Consider the following 19,623-nt stretch of genomic DNA (forward strand, 5'->3'; position numbering starts at 1 on the left):
TGGTTTGTAAATTCCGCAGACGAACTTGTCAACGGGTTTACCGGCACGGCCGCATCGCCAGAAGCATACAGCAATCCAGGAGAGGTGTGTATTCCCGACATCGACGAAACGGTCCGCATGGCGGCGCGGGCACTGGGGCGCAACGGCCTTGCCCATGCTTACGGTCATTGTTCCATGCGGATCGATGCCGACAGCTTCATGGTCTGCGCCGCGCTGCCGATGGGGGTGATCGAGGATCAGCCCGGCACGGTGGTGCCCATACGCGGGGCGCTGCCGCAAGGCGTGCTGGGCGAAGTGCGGGTCCATCAGCAGATCTATGCGCTGCGCCCGGACGTGAACGGCATCTGCCGTTCGATGCCGCCGGCGCTCATGGCACTATCGACTTACGGGATTGTCCCGGTGGCCCGCCACGGCATCGGTGCGTATTTTGCCGAGGGTCCGGCGCTGTGGAACGATCCGCGCCTGTTGCGCGATGACGAATCGGCCCGCAACGTCGCGCAGGAACTGGGTGCCGGCCATGCCATCGTGCTGCGCGGCAACGGCGTGGTAGTCGTCGGCGAATCGCTGGAGCAGGCGGTAACGCTGACCTGGTTTCTCGAAGACGCGGCCCGGATCGAACGCGACGTGCGGATGATGGGGCTCGATCCGCAGGCTGGCCGGCTTGACACGCAGGAAACCCAGGCGCGGCAGGTTTGGGCAGGCGATGTCATCAGCAGGATGTGGACCTGGCTGAACCGCCACGACCGACCGTGACCATTTTGCCACGCCTCGGGAAGAACCCTGCCGACGGGGTTTTCCAGAAACAATAAACATCTTGACTAAATCACTCGACATCGCAAAAAACGGTCCAACCAAAGTTGGTCCAACCATTGTGCGGTTGCAGCGACGGTCGTGAGGACCGGAGCAAAAAAGCAAGGTAAGGGAGAGAACTATGCGTAAGTACTGGAAGGCAGCGCTGTTGGCTGCCTGCGCGATGCCGCAGGTCGTCCAGGCGCAGGAGAACGCCGCCGAGACGGCAGAGGCCGGCGGCGATATCATTGTCACCGCGCAGCGCCGCTCGGAACGCCTGCAGGATATCCCGGCTTCGATTTCCGCGCTCGACAGCGCGATGCTCACGCAGAGCGGCGTCGCCGACATCAGCAACGTCGCCCCGCGCGTCCCCGGCTTCTACGCCGGCGGCTTCGGCTCGGCCCGCCCGCAGCTTTACATTCGCGGCATCGGCACCCGCCAGTTCGATCCGGGTTCGGAGTCCTCCGTCGGCGTGTTCGTCGATGAAAGCTATCTCGGCCGCACCGGTGGCGTGCTGGGTTCGCTCAAGGATATCGAACGTGTCGAAGTGCTCAAGGGGCCGCAGGGCACGCTCTATGGCCGGAACACCATCGCCGGCGCGGTCAACGTCATCACCAAGGGGCCGACCGATACCTTCTCGGCCGAAGCCGAAGCCGGTTACGGCAACTACGATGCGTGGAACGTGTTCGGTGCCGTCTCGGGTCCGATTGCGGGCGACGTGGTCAAGGGCCGGATCGCCGGCTGGCGCACGAAGGCGCGCGGTTATGTAACCAACCTGACCACCGGCAACCATCCGCAGGGCACGGACAACTGGGGTGGCCGCGCCCGTCTGGCGATCGAGCCCAGTTCGGAGCTCAAGATCGACCTGATCGCTGAAATCGCGCGCGACACCGGCCGCTCGTTCCAGGGTGAATCGATCGGCAGCACGCTTAATCCGAACGGCATCCTGCTCGGCAAGGCCGGCCTCGTCCCTGAAAAGTCGGACGATCCGTACAAGCAGTACTACACCACCGATCCCGAATATAACCGCCACATCGATGCCTTCACCGGTAAGCTCAACTACAGCACGGACCTCGGCGATTTCGTTTCGGTCACGTCGTATCGCAAGCTGAAGTACACCGATGATCGCGATTTCGATAACACCAACCTCGACGTGATCCAGCAGATCAGCGCCGAGAGGTCAAAGCAGTTCTCGCAGGAGTTCCGCTTCGTGTCGGCCAATGACGGCGCGCTGTCGTTCAACGGCGCGGTCGACTGGATCCTCGGCGTCTACTACTACAAGGACACCAGCTACCATCAGGACAACTTCCTGTTCGGCGCGGACAGCGTGGCTGCCGGCGGCGATGACCTGACGTTCGGTCACTATAAGACCAAGAGCGTCGCTGTGTTCGGCCAGTCGACCTTCCACTTCACCGACCAACTGACCTTCACCCTCGGCGCGCGCTATACCGAGGACAGGAAGAAGGCGACGCTGGGCGGGCGCACCAACGATGCGCTGCCGCTGGTCAGGGCGAACTTCGACGTCACCAACCCGACCAAGAAGTTTACCTCGTTCGATCCCAAGTTCGTGCTGTCCTACCAGCCGACCCGCGATCTCAACCTCTACGTAAGCTGGAGCAAGGGCTTCAAGTCGGGCGGGTACCAGTACACGCCGTTGACGGCCGCGCAGGCTGGGCTGGTATTCAACCCGGAAACCATCCGCGCATGGGAAGCGGGCGTGAAGAGCACCTGGCTTGACGGCACGCTGCGCGCCAATGCAGCGGTCTTCCAGTACGACTACAAGAACCTTCAGGTCTCGCGCGTCGTCCTGCTGCCCGATGGCTCCACGCCGTCGCTGATCGACAACGCCGGCAAGAGCAAGATCAAGGGTGCGGAGCTTGATCTGACCATCCAGCCGGTGCGCGGCTTCGATGTCACGGTGGCTTACGCCTATACCGATGCGAAGTACGATGAGTACCTGACCGGGCCGAAGGGTGCAGCGTCCACGCTGGACTTTTCGGATACCCGCATGGTCCGCGCGCCCAAGCACTCGGTCAATGTCGGTGCGACCTACACGGTCGAGACCGGCAGCAACAGCGACCTGACCTTCCACGCCGATGCATCGATGCTGAGCGATTTCTTCCACGAACCGGGCCAGGGCGACATCAAGTACGGCAGCACGATTCCGCTCACCTCGGAAGACGGCTATGTGCTTAGCAATGCCCGCATCACGTACCGGATGGGCGATTTCAAGATTGCCGGCTGGATCCAGAACGCCTTCGACGTGACCTATCGTCGTACCGTGCTGGCGCTGCCCGGCCAGGTCATCAGCATCTACGGCCAGCCGCGCACCTATGGCGCGACCATCGGCTGGTCGATGTAAGAGTGAACAGGCCCGCGCCGGGATCGGTGGGGAAGGATGGGACCGGGCCAGACCCCATCCGTCACCCTTCCGGTCCCGGCGGGGTCGAATGCCGCGATTTTTCGGATTTTCCGGGGCGCAGCGGTTGTCATGTCATGGTTGAAAGCCCGTCAACGATCTGCGAGGTGCAGAATTCCTCCAGAATGGCGGCCGATGACGTGAACGAGACAAGCACCAAGCCGGTACGTGCCAAGCGCGCCTTCGAGCGGGTCAGCGAAGCAATCCTTCAGGATATCCGCGAAGAGAAGCTGCGCCCCGGTGACAAGCTGCCCAGCGAGCGAGCGCTGGCCGACGCCTTTTCGGTAAATCGCCACGCCGTGCGCGAAGCGTTGCGGACGCTGGAGATGTCCGGGGTGCTGCGGTTCGCCAAGGGGGCCAGCGGCGGAGCCTTCATCCGCGAGAACAGCGCTGACGGAGTGGGCCAGTCGATCAAGAACATGATCATCCTGGGGCGCATGCCCTTGGTCGATCTGATGGTCGTGCGGGTCAACCTGCTGGTCCAGGCAGCCGAACTGGCCGCCATGCGCGCCAACGAAGCCGATTTTGCAGCGCTGGATCGCAACATCGAGGATCTGCGTGAGGCGATCGAGGAAGGTGATGCCGTCAAGACGGTGGGCCCGGTGGTCGGCTTCAACCGCGTATTGGGCAGCGCTTCGCACAATCTGGTGCTGGAGATGCTGATCGATTCGGTGGCGGACATCGTCACCGATATCCTCAAGGTTTACAAGCTGCCGACCGAGATGGAACTGGTCCAGCCGCGCCGCGACATCGTTGCCGCGCTGCGGGCGGGCGATGGCCCGCGGGCCTGCGAGCTGCTGCGGGTGCATTATGAGGCGACGACCAACTACGTCCTCGCGCGCATCGGCAACTGGCATAACGACGGCGGTTAGCCGCGTTCAACGATCGAACACCCTGGAGGCATCGTGTCCCGTTTTTCCCCCACCGACCATCTCCGCCACGCCCCCGATGCCAGCGGACGGATGCGCGATTCGCTGTTCTGGCAATCGGTCATGCCGGATCGCAAGCTGGGCTTTCAGGCCTATCTTTACCTGACCAACGAGGGCAAGGCGGGCTTCAATATCGTGGTCTGGGGCGAGGAAAAGCGCCCGATCGTGCTGGAACTGGTCAACGGCGAGATCCCGGCCGACATGAATCTCGATGCCCTGAGCTTCAAGGGTCTCGAACTGCGCAAGACCGGGTTCGGCGAAGCGGCCAAGGTCAGCTACCGTAGCGACAAGGTGGAGATGGATTTCACCTTCACTCCCGCCCATCCGCCGCACAGCTATCTCGACAATCCCGACGGCCTGCCATCGTGGTTCGCGATGAACCGCTATGAGCAGACCGGGCGTATCGACGGCGAAATCCGCGCCGGCGACCTGACCATCCCCCTGAACGGCATGGCCCACCGCGATCATAGCTGGGGCAACCGCAACTGGGGCGTGCCGCAGCACTGGAAGTGGTTCTGCGCCTATACCCCCGACGGCAGCCGGATGATCAACGGCTGGATCTGGATCGCGCGCGGCGAATGGGGTTGCGCCGGCTATGTCGTGCGCGACGGCGTGCTGACGCCCATCGCCACGATCGCCCAGAAGGGCACTTATCGCGACGACATGAGCCAGGACACCCTGCGTGCCGAGATCGTCGATACAGATGGAGGCACCTGCCTCCTCGAAATGCAGCGCTTCGGCCTCGTCAAGCTGCCGACCAAGGACAAGTTCGGCACGCTGATCCAGGAAGCTGCCTGCACCGCGACGATCGACGGGCTCACCGCCGCCGGGCAGTACGAAACGCACTGGCAGCAGTCCTATCTCGATCACCTCGTTGAAAGCGGGGCAACCCGTTGACCACCTGGACGTTCGACGAGCCGACCCGCGAGGCCCTGTGCGCCTTCCTGGAGGCGCGCGGAATTGCGCCCGGCGCTATGGTGATCGCTCCGATCGGCGACGGCCACAGCAACCTGACGTTCCGCATCGACATCGAAGGCCGCGCCGTGGTCCTCCGCAGGCCGCCGCCGCCGCCACTGCCACCGGGCAGCAACGACGTGCTACGTGAGGCGGGCTTCCTCGCGGCCGTCGGCGGGGCCGGTCTGCCGGTGCCCGAAGTGCTGGCGACGGGCGAGACCGGCGCGGTGTTCGACGTGCCGTTCTATGTCATGGGCATGATCGACGGTGTGGTGCTCACCGAAACGCGCAAGGCTCCGCTCGATGAGGCCGCTGCCGCCCCGGCGATGGCCGAGGCGCTGGTGGCGGCGATGGCGCAGTTGCACGCGATCGACTGGACACGGACCACGCTCGCCGCCAAGGCCCGGCCCGAGGCGTTCAACCTCCGCCATTTCAGGATATTCCGCCGCATGGTCGATGACGGCGCTGGGGGCGTACTGCCGCCTTATGCCCGCATCGCGGCCTGGCTGGAGGCGAACGTGCCCGAACCTTCGGGTGCGACGATCATCCACAACGACCTCAGGCTCGGCAACGTGATGTGGGCCCCGCAGGCCCCGGCGCGGATCGCCGCGATCCTCGACTGGGAACTGGCGACGGTGGGCGATCCGCTGCTGGACCTAGCCTACCTCGTCTGCTCCGCCCCGCGCGAGGGGGCCACGCACACTCCGGTGCAGGACCTCTCCGCCGCGCTGATCGCCCCCGGCACCCCCGAGCCCGCCGCGCTGGTGGCGCGCTACTTCGCCTTGTCGGGCCGCGCGCCGGCGGACATTGCGTGGTACCAGGTCATGGTCCTGTTCAAGCTCGCCACCCTCTACCGCTACTCGCGCCTCGCCGGCCACGATCCCTACTTCGTCGAGGAACACGAAGACCGCTTCCTCGCTGAAGCGGCCTTCTACTGTCGGGATTGAGCGCGCGATGCCCGCCCCGCTGCAGAACAGCAGGGCGCGGCGATATCAGAGCGAGCGGCCGACCAGTTCGCGCATGATCTCGCTGGAACCGCCATAGATGCGGCGGACGCGGGCGTCGCGCCAGACGCGGGCGATCGGGTATTCGTTCATGTAGCCCGAACCGCCGTGCAACTGGAGTGCCGCGTCGCAGGCGAGCCAGGCCATTTCGGTGTGCCAGTATTTGGATGCCGCCGCCTCTTCCGGCGACAGTTCGCCACGCACGTGGCGGGCGGTGGCCCAGTCGAGATGGGCCCAGCCGACCTGGAGCTTTGCCTTGATGTCGGCCAAGGTGAAGCGGGTGTTCTGGAAATCGATCACCGGCTTGCCGAACGCCTTGCGATCACGGGTGAACTTGACCGCTTCGTCATAAGCGCGCTGCGCGGCCGTCTGCGCCGAGATCGAGATCGACAGGCGTTCCTGCGCCAGTTCGCTGACGAGATAGATGAAGCCGCGATTTTCCTGGCCGATGAGATTGCCGACCGGCACCCGCACGTCGTTGAAGAACAACTCGGACGTGTCGCTCATCCACTGGCCGATCTTGTCGAGGTTGCGGCCGCGTTCGAAGCCGGCGCGATCCGCCTCGACCAGGATCAGCGAAGTACCCTTTGCGCCCAGATCGGGCTCGGTCTTGCACACGGTAATGATGATGTCGGCATTCTGGCCGTTGGTGATGAAGGTCTTGGAGCCGTTGATGACATACTCGTCGCCTTCGCGCCGGGCGGTGGTGCGCACGCCCTGGAGGTCGGACCCGGCACCCGGTTCGGTCATCGCGATCGCCGAAACAGCCTCTCCGCTCAGCAGCCGGGGCAGCCACTTCTCGTTGATCTCGTCGCTCGCGTAATGAAGCAGATAGGGCATGGTGATGTCCGATTGCAGCGTCACGCTGTCGGTCATCATCGCGTATGTCAGTTCCTCGTTGAGGATCGCGTTGTAGCGGAAATCGAGGCCGAGCCCGCCGAAGCGTTCCGGCACGCCCGGGCAGAGAAAGCCGTTGTCGCCCATCTTCGCCCAGAAATCGCGCGCCACTTTGCCGGCGTCATCGAACTCGGTGATGCGCGGCGTGAATTCGCGATCGATGAAACGCCGCACCGTCTCGCGGAACATGCGATGATCGTCATTGAACAGCAGGCTATCGTCGCGGTGCAGCATCGTGGTCTCTCCCTCGATACGCCGGACCTGATCGATCCCGGCGCGCTCAAGGGCAATCCGTAACCTAGGTCAGGATTATTGTAAACCGGTTATCTTTCTTGCGGCCTGCAAGCAATTTCCGGCGCGATCACTCCGTGCGGGACAAGTCCAGGGCGATATCGACGATCATGTCTTCCTGGCCGCCGACCATCTTGCGCCGCCCCACTTCGGCGAGGATCGCGCGGGTATCGACGCCATAATCGGCGCTGGCCTTTTCGGCATGGCGCAGGAAGCTGGAATAAACCCCGGCATAGCCGAGCGTCAGCGTTTCGCGATCGACGCGGACGGGGCGGTCCTGCAGCGGGCGAACCAGTTCCTCGGCGGCGTCCATCAGTGCGTAGAGATCGCAGCCGTGGTTCCATCCCATCCGATCGGCAGCGGCGATGAACACTTCGAGCGGCGCGTTGCCGGCACCGGCGCCCATCCCCGCCAGCGAGGCATCGACGCGCACCGCGCCGTTCTGCACCGCGACGATGGAGTTGGCGACGCCAAGCGACAGGTTGTGGTGGGCATGAACACCGCGCTGCGTTTCGGGCTTGAGCACGCGGTCGTAAGCCTGCAGCCGTGCCGCATACTCGTCCATGTTCATGGCCCCGCCGCTGTCAGTCACATAGACGCATTGCGCGCCATAGCCTTCCATCAGCAGTGCCTGCTGCGCCAGCGCTTCCGGGCTGGTCATGTGGCTCATCATCAGGAAGCCGGAGACATCCATGCCCAAGTTTCGGGCGGCCTCGATATGCTGCTTCGAAACATCCGCCTCGGTGCAGTGGGTGGCGACACGGACCGACTTCACGCCCATCTCGCAGGCGTGCTTGAGGTCGTGGACGGTGCCGATGCCGGGCAGCAGCAGCGTGGTCAGCACCGCATGTTCGAGCACTTCGGCAACCGCGCCGATCCAGTCCCAGTCTGTCTGGGCTCCGAAGCCGTAGTTGAAGCTGGAGCCTTGCAGGCCGTCGCCGTGGGCAACCTCAATGGCATCGACCTTGGCCAGATCGAGCGCGCGGGCGATCGCCTTGACATGCTCGATGCCGTACTGGTGGCGGATCGCGTGCATTCCGTCGCGCAGCGTCACGTCCTGGATGTAGAGCTTCTGGGCGGTAGGGTCAGAAAAGTGGCTGTTGAGGGTCATGCCGGGGCTCCCTGGCGGTGCATGCGCGCGGCGATCTTCTCGGCCGTTTTCAGCGCCGCCGAGGTCATGATGTCGAGGTTGCCGGCATAGGCGGGCAGGTAGTGCGCTGCGCCTTCGACTTCGAGAAACACCGAAACCTTGAGTCCGGTGAACGAAGTTTGGCCGAAACTGGCCATTTCGGGAATACGCAGCGGCTGGTTCGATCCGATATGCTCGAACTGCACCGCCTGCTTGAGGCGATAACCCGGGACGTAGCTCTGCACTTCGGCCACCATCGCCTCGATGCTTTGCCGGATCGCATCGCGATCGCCGTCCTCGCACAGGCAATAGACGGTATCGCGCATGATCAGCGGCGGCTCGGCCGGGTTGAGAATGATGATCGCCTTGCCGCGCGTTGCTCCGCCGACATCGACGATGGCCTGGCTGGTGGTCTCGGTGAATTCGTCGATGTTGGCGCGGGTGCCGGGCCCGGCGCTCTTGGATGATATCGAGGCGACGATTTCGCCATAGTGGACCTTGGCGACGCGATTGACGGCGGCGACGATCGGGATCGTTGCCTGGCCGCCGCAGGTCACCATGTTGACGTTGCGCGCATCGAGGTTGGCATCGCCGTTGACCGGGGGCACTGTATAGGGGCCGATCGCCGCCGGGGTCAGATCGACCATGCGCTTGCCGGCGGCCAGCACCATTTCGCTGTTGCGCTGGTGTGCGCCGGCGCTGGTGGCGTCGAACACGATCTCCACTTCGGCGAACTCGGCCATGGCGATCAGGCCGTCGATCCCGTCGGCAGTGGTGGCGACCCCCATCCGCTGCGCGCGCGCCAGGCCGTCCGATGATGGGTCGATACCGACCATCACGCCCATTTCGAGGCTATCGGAAAGACGCATGATCTTGATCATCAGGTCGGTGCCGATGTTGCCGGAGCCGATGATGGCTACCTTGGTCTTGGCCATGTCAGGCGTCTCCATAGGTGAAGCTGCATTCGCCGATGCCACCGACCACGGCGCGCACGCGGTCACCCGGGGTGAGCGCCACCATCGGGCCCAGCGCGCCGGCCAGCAGCACATCGCCGGCCTTCAGCGGATCGCCCCGCGCCGCGAGCGTCCGCGCCAGCCAGGCGGCGGCGTTGAGCGGGTGGCCCAGCGCCGCAGCGGCGACACCGAGCGAGGCGACTTCGCCGTTGATCTCCATCACCATGCCGGCGGTGTAGAGATCGAGCCCGGGCAGCGGCTTGCCTTCGTCGGCGAGCACGAAGAACGCTGACGATCCGTTATCGGCCACGGTATCGGCGAAAGTGATCTTCCAGTCGGCGATGCGCGAATCGACGATCTCGATCGCGGCGTGGACGGTGGCGACGGCCTCGGCCACCTGTTCCGGAGTAGTGTCAACAGAGGGCAGGTCGCTGCCGAGCACGAAGGCGATTTCGGCTTCGGCCTTTGGCTGGATGCACCGGGCGGGCGAAAGCGTCGCGCCGTCGGCCACCTGCATGTCATCGAACAGGACGCCGAAATCGGGCTGGTCCACGCCCAGTTGCGTCTGCACCGCCTTGGCGGTCAGCCCGGCCTTGCGGCCGACGATCCGGCGGCCCTGGCCCTGCCAGTAACGGGTGTTGATTTCCTGTACGGCATAAGCGCCGGCGGCATCGACCGGATCGAGCCCGTCACGCAATGGCGGCACGGTGCCACCGGTGTAGGCATTGCGCAGGCGCAGCGCCAGATCGTCCAGCGTCACTTCGCTTTTCACGTCCTGCATGAACCGTACTCCCTCTCCGTCGAGCCCGAGAGATACGGCCGACCGAGACCTTGCGCTAGGCGGGGGTTATGCATATTTCTCGAAATGTGAGAACCGGAACGCCAACTCTTTCCAGCTTCGGGCGCGTGATGGCGCTGCTCGATGCGATCCTGGCGGATGGCGGCCGGTCCGGCATTTCCGAGCTGGCGCGCGGTCATGCGGTGCCGGTGGCGACGGCGCACCGCCATGTCGTCAGCCTGGTTGAAGAGGGCCTGCTGACCCCGGTAGGCGGTGGGCGGCACGTGGCCGGGCCTCGCCTGATCCGGCTGGGTGCGGCGGTGGATCTGGCGCAAGTGCTGGCGCGGATTGCCGCGCCGCTGCTGCCGGGGCTGGCGCGCGATCTGGGCGCGGTGGTGCAGCTTGGCACGCTGGAGAACGATATGGTGACTTACCGGGTCAAGGCCGGCAACGCGGCTTCGGGGCTGTTCACCCAGGTCGGCGGCCAGCTTGAGGCCTATTGTTCCGGCATCGGCAAGGTGCTGCTGGCGGGCCTGCCGGAGGCGGATCGGGAGCGCTATCTGGCCAACGGCCCGTTCATCGCCCTGACCGGACAAACGATCACCGCTCCCGAAGCACTGGCTGCCGAACTGGCCGTAGTGGCGCGCGATGGCTATGCCTTCGACCGCGAGGAGATCGCCGAGGGCCTTGCCTGCGCGGCGGTGCCGGTGTGCGATCGGGCGGGGGCGGTGGTGGCCGCGCTGTCCGCCTCGGGCCCGGTCCACCCCGGCCGGTACGAGGCATTGCGCGATCGGATCGGCCCGTTAAAGGCAATGGCGACGCGGATCGAAGCTGCCGCTTTCGGTGCGGCGGATCGATGATGACGGCCATGACGGGGGCGGGACGATGACCAGCGCGGGGGACAGCAAGCTGACGGTGGGCGATACCCATCGGTTCGGCAGCCACCATGTCACGCGCGATGAGATCATCGCCTTCGCCACGCTTTACGATCCGCAGCCCTTCCACCTCAGCGAGGAAGCCGCCGCCGCATCGCCGTTCGGGCGGCTCGCCGCCAGCGGCTGGCACACCTGTGCGATGATGATGGGGATGCTGGTGCGCGAAGGGCCGCCGGTGGTGGACGTGGAGCGCGGCGGCATCGGCCTTGGCGCTGACGGGCTGCGCTGGATGAAGCCGGTCTATGCCGATGACGTTCTGTCGTGCGAGACCACCGTGGTCAGCAAGGAGCCGTTCGCGAAGCTGCCGGGCATGAGCAAGGTCGCCTTTCAGATCAGGGTGTTCAACCAGCACGGCGAGCAGGTGATGGAAACGCGGTTGCTGGGCCTTTCGCCCGATTGAAATCGCAATCGAGCAGGAACGATCGATGAACGCAAATATCTTCAGCGCCTTTGCCGCAGCGGCGGCGCAGGCGGGCGACAAGACTTTCGTGGAAGAAGCCGGCGCGACGCATAGCTATGCGCAGCTTCTCGACATGTCGGCGCGGGCGGCTGCCGTCCTGTCGGAACATCTCGCCGGGGGCGAACGGCGGGTGCTGGTGCAGGTCGAGAAATCGGTGCCCGCGCTTTGGCTCTATCTCGGCGCGCTGCGGGCGGGGATTGTCTATATCCCGCTCAACACCGCTTATACCGCCGCCGAACTCGATTACTTCCTCTCCGACGCCCAGCCCGGCCTGTTCGTGGCTTCGTCAGAGACGATCGCCCGGCTGGAGCAGGCCGGCTCGATCCCGGCAGGCACCCGCACCCTGGCCCTGGAAGCCGATGGAGACGGGCCGTTCGCCGATGCGCTCGGCGCGGCACCGCCTGCGCCGGACGTGGCGCAGTGCGCAGCAGATGATATCGCCGCGATCCTCTATACCTCCGGCACGACCGGGCGCTCTAAGGGCGCGATGCTGACGCATGGCAACCTGCTGTCGAACCTGCGCACCTTGCAGGAGGCCTGGCGCTGGCAGGCCGACGACGTGTTGGTCCACGCCCTGCCGATCTTTCATGTCCACGGCCTGTTCGTGGCCCTCCATCTGGCGATCGCCGGCGGTTCGACCATTCTGTTCCACCGCACGTTCAACGCCGATGCCGTACTGGCGGACCTGCCGCGCGCCAGTGTGCTGATGGGGTTGCCGACGTTCTATGTGCGGTTGCTCAAGGACGAGCGGTTCACCCGCGATCTGGCCGCCGGGGTGCGTCTGTTCATCTCGGGCTCCGCGCCGCTGACCGAGCCGGTGTTCAAGGCCTTCGCGGAACGGACCGGGCAGGCCATCCTGGAACGGTACGGCATGACCGAAGCGCTGATGATAACCTCCAACCCCTATGACGGCCCGCGCGTGGCCGGGACCGTCGGCTATCCGCTCGACGGGGTCTCGGCGCGGCTGGCGGCGGACACCGGGGCGGGCGAGCCGGGCGTGCTGGAGATCACCGGCCCGAACGTCTTCACCGGCTACTGGCTCAACCCCGAAAAGACCGCCGAGGCGTTCACCGCCGATGGCTGGTTCCGCACCGGCGATATCGCCACGATCGCCGATGACGGCCGGGTCGCGCTGGTCGGGCGCGGCAGCGATCTTATCATCAGCGGTGGCTACAACGTCTACCCCAAGGAGATCGAACTGATCGTCGACGAGCTGGACGGGGTAGAGGAAGCCGCGGTGGTCGGCGTGCCGCACCCCGACTTCGGCGAAGCGGTGATCGCCGTGGTGGTCGCGCGCACCGGGCAAACGGTGGATGGCGACGCGATCGTCGCGGCGCTGCGCGAAAAGATCGCCGCGTTCAAGACGCCCAAGCGGGTGATCGTGGTCGATCAGTTGCCGCGCAACGCCATGGGCAAGGTCGAAAAGGCGGCGCTGCGCCGCCGGTACGCGGCCCTGTTCGACTGAGGCTCAATCGCCGGTGAAGCTGGGCGGCCGCCGGTCGAGGAAGGCGGCGGTCGCTTCCTTGTGATCGGCGGTGGCGTGATTGACCGCCTGCATCGCCGCCGCCATTTCGAGGACATTGGGCAGGCTGGCCGATTGCGCTTCCCACAAAAGGCGCTTGGTCATGCGCACAGCGAACGGCGGATTGGCGGCGATCCGCGCCGCAAGCTCCTGCGCCGCGCCGGGCAGCGCCGCGTCTTCCACCACACGCGAAACCAGGCCCCATTCGAGCGCAGTCTGCGCGTCGATCGCATCGCCGGTCAGCGCCATTTCGCAAGCGCGCGAAAAGCCGATCACGCGGGGCAGCAGCCAGGCGCCGCCATCGCCGGCGATGAGGCCGAGCTTCACGAAGCTTTCGGCGAAGCGCGCGGAGGTGGCCGCCACGCGCAAGTCGCACATGCAGGCGAGATCGCAGCCCGCCCCGATCGCCGCGCCGTTGACCGCCGCGATCACCGGCACTTCAAGCGCGGCGAACGCCAGCGGCAGCCGCTGGATGCCGCGCTTGTAATTGCGGCGGGTGCGCGCGGGCAGGGGATCGTTGAGCCCTCCTGCCTCGCCCATCGCCTTGACGTTGCCGCCGGACGAGAACACCGGGCCGGCACCGGTCAGGATCGCCACCCGCGCGGTATCGTCAGCCTCCAGCCGGGCCAGCGCGGCCAGGATCGCCTCGACCATCGGCATGCCCGAAATCGCGTTGCGGGTGGCGGGATCATCCAGCGTCAGGGTGACGATGCCATCGCGGTTGTCGTAGCGTACCAGCTCGCTCACATGGATCTCCATTGCAGGCCCCGGTGGCTGCGGGGGTTTGAATCGCCTGTCAAGGCATGGCAAGGCTGCGCCATGACCCCAGGCGTGGTGCGAATTGGCGTGACCGGCATCCGGGCGGTTTCCGGCTGCCCAGAGGCCGCGCCCCCGGCGCTGACGGCGTCGCTGCGCGCGGTGCTGGACACGGCCGTGGCGCGGCTGGCGGTGGCGGGCCGTCCGGCTATGCTGCGCTGCCTGTCGCCATTGGCGGAAGGGGCGGACCAGTTGTTCGCGCGGGTGGCGCTGGACCGGCGCGAAGCGGCGCGGGATCAGGGTGTGGCGATTTCGCTGGAGATACCGATCCCGTTTTCCCAACCGGAATACCTCGCCAACTTCGAAACGGGCCGTGCTGATGATCCGGTCGCGTCATTTCATGCCCTGACGGAGGCGGCGGGGAACGGCGTCATGGAACTCGATGGCGGCACCGGCGACGGTGAAACGCTGGTGTCCAGCTACGAAGCGATCGGCCGCATGGTAGTGCGCAACGTCGATCTGCTGATCGCCGTGTGGGACCCGCAATTGCCGCCACGGGGACGCGGCGGTACGCGCGACACGGTGGCGTTCGCGCTGGCCTGCGGCACGCCGGTGTGGTGCATCGACCCGGCGGGCCGACTGGCGGACCGCTTTCTGGAGCCGGGTGGCGCGGAACACGAAGTGCCGGCAGCACGGCTGGCCCGATATCTGGAAGGGCTGCCGAACCACTCCGTTTCTGACCCAAGCATGCCGGACGAGGGGCTGGCCCGAGCCGCCGTCCTGCTGGCAGCGATGGGCTGGACCCTTGCGCTGCCCGGAGGCGATGAGCCGTTGCCCGCAGCCCGCAGCATGCCTCTGGTTCCCGGCTCGATCGCAGTGCGGCTGGGCGAACTTCACGCCGAAATGCTGGCGCTGCTGGCGGAATGGGGCGATGCCGCTGCCGAGCCGGTCAGACGGATCGACCCCCACCGTGCGCTGGCGTCGGTCGCGCTGGGCGAATATTTTCGGGCCGCCGCGCTGCGTCGTGCAGGCCGTTCCTGAGCCAGACCACGCTCCGCCGAAGCGCACCTTCGACGTTTTCAACAAAATGTATCATGATACAAAAAATTTGCTGGGCCGGGCCCGCAGGAAGATGCATCTTGACCCTGTGAGGCGACTCTGCCAAAAACAAATGATTGTTTAATTCCACGATCTGGGAGGTGGAAAAGCGCCATGAGCGATGATGCAACCGTTGTGCCCGTTGATCCGGAAACCACGCCGGACGCGCTGATCGAGCGTTTCGGCCGCGATCTGGTCAACGATTTCGACCTTGACGACCCCGCCTTCAACGAAAAGTTCGACGAGACGCTGAACTTCATGGTGCGCAAGTGCCCCGTGGTCCACTCCAAGGTCGGTCGGGGCTATTACCTGATCAACACGCAGGACGACGTGCGGGCCGCTGCCCAGAACTGGCAGACGTTCAGCAGCGCCAAGGGCTACATGCCGAATCGCCCCGAAGGTCTGCCTTATCTGATGCCCGAGGAATCCGATCCGCCGATCCATACGCGCTGGCGGGCCAAGCTCAATCCGCATCTCAGCCCGAAGACGGTCGCCACCTATGAACAGGCCGTGCGCGACGATGTGAACGAGCTGATCGACCGGTTCATCGATCGGGGGAGTTGCGAATTCATCTCCGAATTCGGCGCACTGCTGCCGGGCTGGGCGTTTTTCAAGAACGTGCTGGGCTTGCCGATCGACGACCTGGCGATGCTGGTCAACGGCGTCGAGGAAGGCACTTTCCACCCCGATCTCAGCGAGCGCGCACGGCATTTCGCGGAAGTTTTCGGCTATCTCGAAAATCACCTGAAGTGGCGCGCCACCCAGCCTTCGCGCGGCGATCTGATCGATACGATCCTTGCCGGGGTGACGTATGACGATGGTACCGAAAGCCCGTGGGAGCACAAGGTCAGCATCCTCGTGGATCTTACCTTCGGCGGTATCGCCACCACCACGTTCGTCATGGGCTCGGCGATCCACCATCTCGCCACGCACTCCGATCAGCGCGAACTGCTCATCGGCGATCCCTCGCTGATCGAGAATGCGATCGAGGAATATGCCCGCTTCTTCCCGCCGGTTGTCGGCCTTGGCCGCACCACCACCCGCGATGTCGAAGTATCGGGCACGACCATCAAGGAAGGCGAATTCGTCATCCTGACTTATGCCTGCGCATCGCGCGATCCGCGCCACATGGAAGAGCCGGAGAAGATCGACGTGCGCCGCGAGGGTATTCCCCACTCCACCTTCGGCGTCGGCCCGCACCGTTGCATCGGATCGAACCTCGCGCGGGTGGAACTGACCGCGACGCTGGAGGAATGGCTGAAGCGCATTCCCGAATTCCGCGTCAAGGCCGGCACCGAGCCGACCTATGTCACCGGCTACCTGCGTTCGATGCGCACGCTGCAGCTCGAATGGTAAGCGCATGAGCCGGCTTGCCCCACGACTGACCGACTATCGCGACCGCTATCGCAACATCGCGCTCGACCGGGACGAACGCGGGGTGCTGCTGATGCGGTTGCACACAAACGGCGGCCCGTTCGTGTGGAGCGAGGAAAGCCACGAGGAACTGGGCTATTGCTTCGCCGACATCGGCGGCGATCGGGAAAACCGGGTCATCGTGATGACCGGAACCGGCGCGGTGTGGTGCGACGAGATCGATTTCGCGAGCTTCCACCTGAACAACCCGGCTGAGTGGGACCACACGTTCTACGATGGCCGCAAGTTGCTCAACAATCTGCTCGACATCGAAGTGCCGATCATCGCGGCGATCAACGGCCCGGCCCGGTTCCATCCGGAAATCCCGGTGCTGTCCGATATAGTCATCGCTGCCGATACCGCCGTGTTCCAGGATGCGCCCCATTTCATGGGCGGGATTGTCCCCGGCGATGGCGCGCATGTCTGCTGGACGCATGTCCTGGGGCCGAACCGGGGCCGCTATTTCCTGCTCATGGGGCAGGAACTGAATGCGGCACAGGCGCTGGATTATGGTGTTGTCCAGGAACTGCTGCCGCAGGAACGGGTGGTGGAAAGGGCACTTGAAATTGCCGGCATCTTCGCCGGCAAGACCGATCTGGCGCTGCGCTACGCCCGGGTCGCGCTGACCCAGCGGCTGAAGCGGCTGATGGATGAAGGGCTGAGCCTGGGGCTCGGCCTCGAAGCGCTGGCGGCGATCGATCTGCTTTCCGGTGCCAAGGGCAAGTAAGCCCGGCATCCAACCAACGACACGGAGGGGAACGATGAAAGTCCACATCGACGAGATCAAATGCAGCGGCCACGGACGCTGTGCCAAGTACGCGCCGGAGGTTTTCCGGCTGAGCGACGACGACGGCTACAACGCCGATCGTGGCCAGACGATCGACGTGCCGGCCGCGGAAGAGAAGAACGCCGCCATCGGCATCCGCAGTTGCCCGGAACGCGCGATCACAGTCGTTGCCGAATAAGCTCCCGTGCGGACAAGGTGAAGCTGCCGAGGTGGATATGACTGCTGCCATCAACGACTGGCCCGATCGTGGCAGCACGCCCGTGCCTGCGCCATTGGGGCGGCGGGTCGAAGACTATCCGACGACGATCACGGAGAAGATCCGGTTGAGCGACACCGATCGCCAGGGCCACGTCAATAACGTCAACTTCGCCTTCTTCCTCGAAGCCGGGCGCTCGGACCTGCTGCACGAACGGTTCGAACTGCGCGACGAGGGGTGCCAGTACATGATCGCCACCGCGACGATCGACTTCCTCGGCGAACTGCACTGGCCGGGCGAAGTGGTGATCGGCACCGGGATCGAGCGTGTGGGCAAAAGCTCGCTGTCGTTCCGACAGGGGCTTTTCCAGCATGGCCGCTGCGTCGCGTCATCGACGAGCACGGTGGTCCAAGTGAACATCGCCAGCATGCGCGCGCAGCCGTTTTCCGAAGGCACGCGGGCACTGATGCGTCAGGCCATGATCGACGCAGGGGACGCTTAGGCGGGGCGCAGGCTGCGCCGCATGAATGGCGGCATGGCACCAAGAAACGGGATCGGGGCGAGTCGCGCCATCGTGAACACATCAGTGATTTAAGGGAGACGTTGCAATGGGAAGGCTTTCAGGAAAGGTTGCGATCATCACCGGTGCCTCGCAAGGCATGGGCGAGGCGCATGCCCGCAATTTCGTGGCGGAAGGTGCCAAGGTGATCCTCACCGACATCCAGACCGAACTGGGTGAAAAGCTGGCCGCCGAACTGGGCGAGAATGCCCTGTTCATCCAGCACAATGTCGCCAGCGAAGAAGCATGGCAGGCGGTTCTGGCTGAGGGCGAGGCGCGCTTCGGAACGGTCAACGTGCTGATCAACAACGCCGGCGTCATCGGCAAGATCGCCTCGACCGTCGAAATGTCCGACGCCGATTACCGGTTCGTCATGGACATCAACGAGATGGGCGTATTCTATGGCATGAAATCGGTGCTGCCCGGCATGATCAAGGCGGGCGGTGGCTCGATCGTCAACATTTCGTCGATCGCCGGCATGTTCGCCGTCTATGGTGCCCCCAACCTTGCCTACGTGGCCAGCAAGTTTGCGGTGCGCGGCATGACCAAGCAGATCGCCATCGAATACGGCAAGGATAACATCCGCTGCAACACCATCCATCCCGGCTTCATCCGCACGCCGATGATGGCGGCCGCGACCGACGAGGACGGCGGTGAGGCGGTGGCGATGATCCCGCTGGGCCGGCTGGCCGATCCCAAAGAAGTATCGAACCTCGCCATCTTCCTCGCCTCGGACGAAAGCTCGTTCATTACCGGCGTCGAACATATCATCGATGGCGGCATGACCGCCTCCTGAGCGATTTCCTTTCACTACGAAAGTATTGACAGAATCGCTGCTGCGATAAATATATCATGATATAAACAAATGTTTGGTTGGTGAGGGGCCTCTGCGGCGAACATGGCCGACGCCCGGCCTCCCACGAACCGATTAACCGGAAGGGGATGAGAAGATGGAGGAGGGTACAAAACGCGCAGTCGAACGCGCGATAGCCTGGACCGGGCCGCTGTTCGTGGTCACGTACATCTATTTCTTCGGCATACTGGGGCACAATCTGCCGCCGCCGAACATGATGGCGATGTCGCCCGAGCAACTGGTCTCAGAATTCTACGGCAAGTTCCCCGAACTGAAGGTGGCCTATATAGGCTGCGCGGCATTCGGGCTGTTCTATACCGTGTGGTCCTGCCTCCTGGCCTCGCTCATCAAGGACGAGAACGGCAATTACACCGTGCTCACGTTCCTGGAACTGGCCGGCGGGATACTGACGGGCTGGCTCCTGTCCACCATCCCGGTGCTGTGGGCGACCTGCTCGTTCCTCGTCGATCAACTCGATCCCGGCACAATCAAGGCACTGCACGTCGTCGGCTGGATCGCTTATGACTGCACCTACATGATCACCACCATGCAGATGGTGGGTCTCGGCCTGTGGACCGTGCTCAACAAGCGCCAGACGATGTTCCCGGCCTGGGCCGGCTGGACCTCGATCGCTATCGGCACCAGCTTCCTCGCGCTCGTCCTCATGCCCTTCGTCACCGAAGGCCCGTTTGCGGTGGGCGGCATCTGGAACTACTGGATCATTTTCGGTACGTGGCTTCTCGCCTTCTTCTTCGTCTACAACGTCTACGTGCTCAAGCACGTCTACAAGTCGACCGAAGAGCGCGAGCGGGCATCGGGAATCCTGCTCCCCGCCTGATGACGCCACCCATGATGTTTCAGACCTGAGCCGATCGCCGGAACATTTCGGCGGTCGGCTCGA

General features: G+C 64.6%; 20 protein-coding genes. 15 read left to right on the top strand and 5 right to left on the bottom strand.

The genetic code is table 11. The annotated features are described in order from the left end of the window. Window positions 1-84 precede the first annotated feature (84 nt). From IE122_RS00660 to IE122_RS00680, 5 genes are all read left to right on the top strand, one after another. Window positions 85-753 carry a class II aldolase/adducin family protein gene (locus IE122_RS00660; protein WP_229813603.1) on the top strand — a complete coding sequence of 223 codons (669 nt, stop codon included), beginning with the start codon at window positions 85-87 and terminating at the stop codon, window positions 751-753. 178 nt (window positions 754-931) lie between these two features. Then, window positions 932-3,151, top strand: a complete 2,220-nt coding sequence (locus tag IE122_RS00665) for a TonB-dependent receptor (RefSeq protein ID WP_189619168.1) — start codon at window positions 932-934, stop codon at window positions 3,149-3,151. Window positions 3,152-3,285: 134 nt separating this feature from the next. Next, window positions 3,286-4,080 carry a FadR/GntR family transcriptional regulator gene (locus tag IE122_RS00670; protein WP_189619169.1) on the top strand — a complete coding sequence of 265 codons (795 nt, stop codon included), beginning with the start codon at window positions 3,286-3,288 and terminating at the stop codon, window positions 4,078-4,080. Window positions 4,081-4,113: 33 nt separating this feature from the next. After that, the gene (locus tag IE122_RS00675) at window positions 4,114-5,034 is read left to right on the top strand and encodes a DUF7064 domain-containing protein (RefSeq protein ID WP_189619170.1); all 921 of its coding nucleotides are present in this window, start codon (window positions 4,114-4,116) and stop codon (window positions 5,032-5,034) included. Further along, the gene (locus IE122_RS00680) at window positions 5,031-6,038 is read left to right on the top strand and encodes a phosphotransferase family protein (RefSeq protein ID WP_229813604.1); all 1,008 of its coding nucleotides are present in this window, start codon (window positions 5,031-5,033) and stop codon (window positions 6,036-6,038) included. Before IE122_RS00675 ends, IE122_RS00680 begins: the two co-directional genes overlap by 4 nt. A 45-nt stretch (window positions 6,039-6,083) precedes the next feature. Here the strand turns inward: IE122_RS00680 and IE122_RS00685 are convergent, their stop codons facing one another. From IE122_RS00685 to IE122_RS00700, 4 genes are all read right to left on the bottom strand, one after another. After that, a complete protein-coding gene (locus IE122_RS00685; protein WP_189619171.1) occupies window positions 6,084-7,226 on the bottom strand; it encodes an acyl-CoA dehydrogenase family protein in 1,143 nt (380 codons plus the stop codon). Window positions 7,227-7,353: 127 nt separating this feature from the next. Next, on the bottom strand, window positions 7,354-8,394 hold the full coding sequence (gene dmpG / locus IE122_RS00690; protein ID WP_189619172.1) for a 4-hydroxy-2-oxovalerate aldolase: 1,041 nt from the start codon (window positions 8,392-8,394) through the stop codon (window positions 7,354-7,356). Further along, window positions 8,391-9,347, bottom strand: a complete 957-nt coding sequence (locus tag IE122_RS00695) for an acetaldehyde dehydrogenase (acetylating) (protein ID WP_189619173.1) — start codon at window positions 9,345-9,347, stop codon at window positions 8,391-8,393. The genes dmpG and IE122_RS00695 overlap by 4 nt, the downstream gene beginning before the upstream one ends. A 1-nt stretch (window position 9,348) precedes the next feature. Then, window positions 9,349-10,146: a 2-keto-4-pentenoate hydratase gene (locus IE122_RS00700; protein WP_189619174.1), complete on the bottom strand. Its 798-nt coding sequence runs from the start codon at window positions 10,144-10,146 to the stop codon at window positions 9,349-9,351. Window positions 10,147-10,232: 86 nt separating this feature from the next. Between IE122_RS00700 and IE122_RS00705 the strand changes: the two genes are divergently transcribed. The 3 genes from IE122_RS00705 to IE122_RS00715 are packed head-to-tail and all read left to right on the top strand — an operon-like array spanning window position 10,233 to window position 13,003. After that, window positions 10,233-11,003 carry an IclR family transcriptional regulator gene (locus IE122_RS00705; RefSeq protein ID WP_189619175.1) on the top strand — a complete coding sequence of 257 codons (771 nt, stop codon included), beginning with the start codon at window positions 10,233-10,235 and terminating at the stop codon, window positions 11,001-11,003. Further along, on the top strand, window positions 10,987-11,478 hold the full coding sequence (locus tag IE122_RS00710; protein ID WP_229813606.1) for a MaoC family dehydratase: 492 nt from the start codon (window positions 10,987-10,989) through the stop codon (window positions 11,476-11,478). Before IE122_RS00705 ends, IE122_RS00710 begins: the two co-directional genes overlap by 17 nt. 25 nt (window positions 11,479-11,503) lie before the next feature. Then, complete coding sequence (locus IE122_RS00715; protein ID WP_189619176.1) at window positions 11,504-13,003, top strand: AMP-binding protein; 1,500 nt, start codon at window positions 11,504-11,506, stop codon at window positions 13,001-13,003. A 3-nt stretch (window positions 13,004-13,006) separates the two neighbouring features. On the opposite strand, the gene IE122_RS00720 is transcribed toward IE122_RS00715, so the two are convergent. Then, window positions 13,007-13,807 carry a crotonase/enoyl-CoA hydratase family protein gene (locus tag IE122_RS00720; RefSeq protein WP_189619177.1) on the bottom strand — a complete coding sequence of 267 codons (801 nt, stop codon included), beginning with the start codon at window positions 13,805-13,807 and terminating at the stop codon, window positions 13,007-13,009. A 72-nt stretch (window positions 13,808-13,879) separates the two neighbouring features. Here IE122_RS00720 and IE122_RS00725 point away from each other — a divergent pair, with 72 nt between their 5' ends. The 7 genes from IE122_RS00725 to IE122_RS00755 all read left to right on the top strand — a co-directional run bounded on the left by IE122_RS00725 (window position 13,880) and on the right by IE122_RS00755 (window position 19,560). Next, on the top strand, window positions 13,880-14,857 hold the full coding sequence (locus IE122_RS00725) for a hypothetical protein (RefSeq protein ID WP_189619178.1): 978 nt from the start codon (window positions 13,880-13,882) through the stop codon (window positions 14,855-14,857). 171 nt (window positions 14,858-15,028) lie between these two features. After that, complete coding sequence (locus IE122_RS00730; protein ID WP_189619179.1) at window positions 15,029-16,270, top strand: cytochrome P450; 1,242 nt, start codon at window positions 15,029-15,031, stop codon at window positions 16,268-16,270. 4 nt (window positions 16,271-16,274) lie between these two features. Then, the gene (locus IE122_RS00735; protein WP_189619180.1) at window positions 16,275-17,054 is read left to right on the top strand and encodes an enoyl-CoA hydratase/isomerase family protein; all 780 of its coding nucleotides are present in this window, start codon (window positions 16,275-16,277) and stop codon (window positions 17,052-17,054) included. 34 nt (window positions 17,055-17,088) lie between these two features. Beyond that, the gene (locus IE122_RS00740) at window positions 17,089-17,292 is read left to right on the top strand and encodes a ferredoxin (protein ID WP_189619181.1); all 204 of its coding nucleotides are present in this window, start codon (window positions 17,089-17,091) and stop codon (window positions 17,290-17,292) included. A 37-nt stretch (window positions 17,293-17,329) separates the two neighbouring features. Beyond that, a complete protein-coding gene (locus IE122_RS00745; RefSeq protein ID WP_189619182.1) occupies window positions 17,330-17,812 on the top strand; it encodes an acyl-CoA thioesterase in 483 nt (160 codons plus the stop codon). A gap of 106 nt (window positions 17,813-17,918) precedes the next feature. Continuing rightward, a complete protein-coding gene (locus tag IE122_RS00750) occupies window positions 17,919-18,665 on the top strand; it encodes an SDR family NAD(P)-dependent oxidoreductase (protein WP_189619183.1) in 747 nt (248 codons plus the stop codon). Between the two features lie 154 nt (window positions 18,666-18,819). Continuing rightward, window positions 18,820-19,560, top strand: a complete 741-nt coding sequence (locus IE122_RS00755) for a hypothetical protein (RefSeq protein ID WP_189619184.1) — start codon at window positions 18,820-18,822, stop codon at window positions 19,558-19,560. The last annotated feature ends 63 nt before the right edge of the window (window positions 19,561-19,623 follow it).

The organism is Novosphingobium colocasiae (assembly GCF_014652555.1).
GTDB lineage: Bacteria > Pseudomonadota > Alphaproteobacteria > Sphingomonadales > Sphingomonadaceae > Novosphingobium > Novosphingobium colocasiae.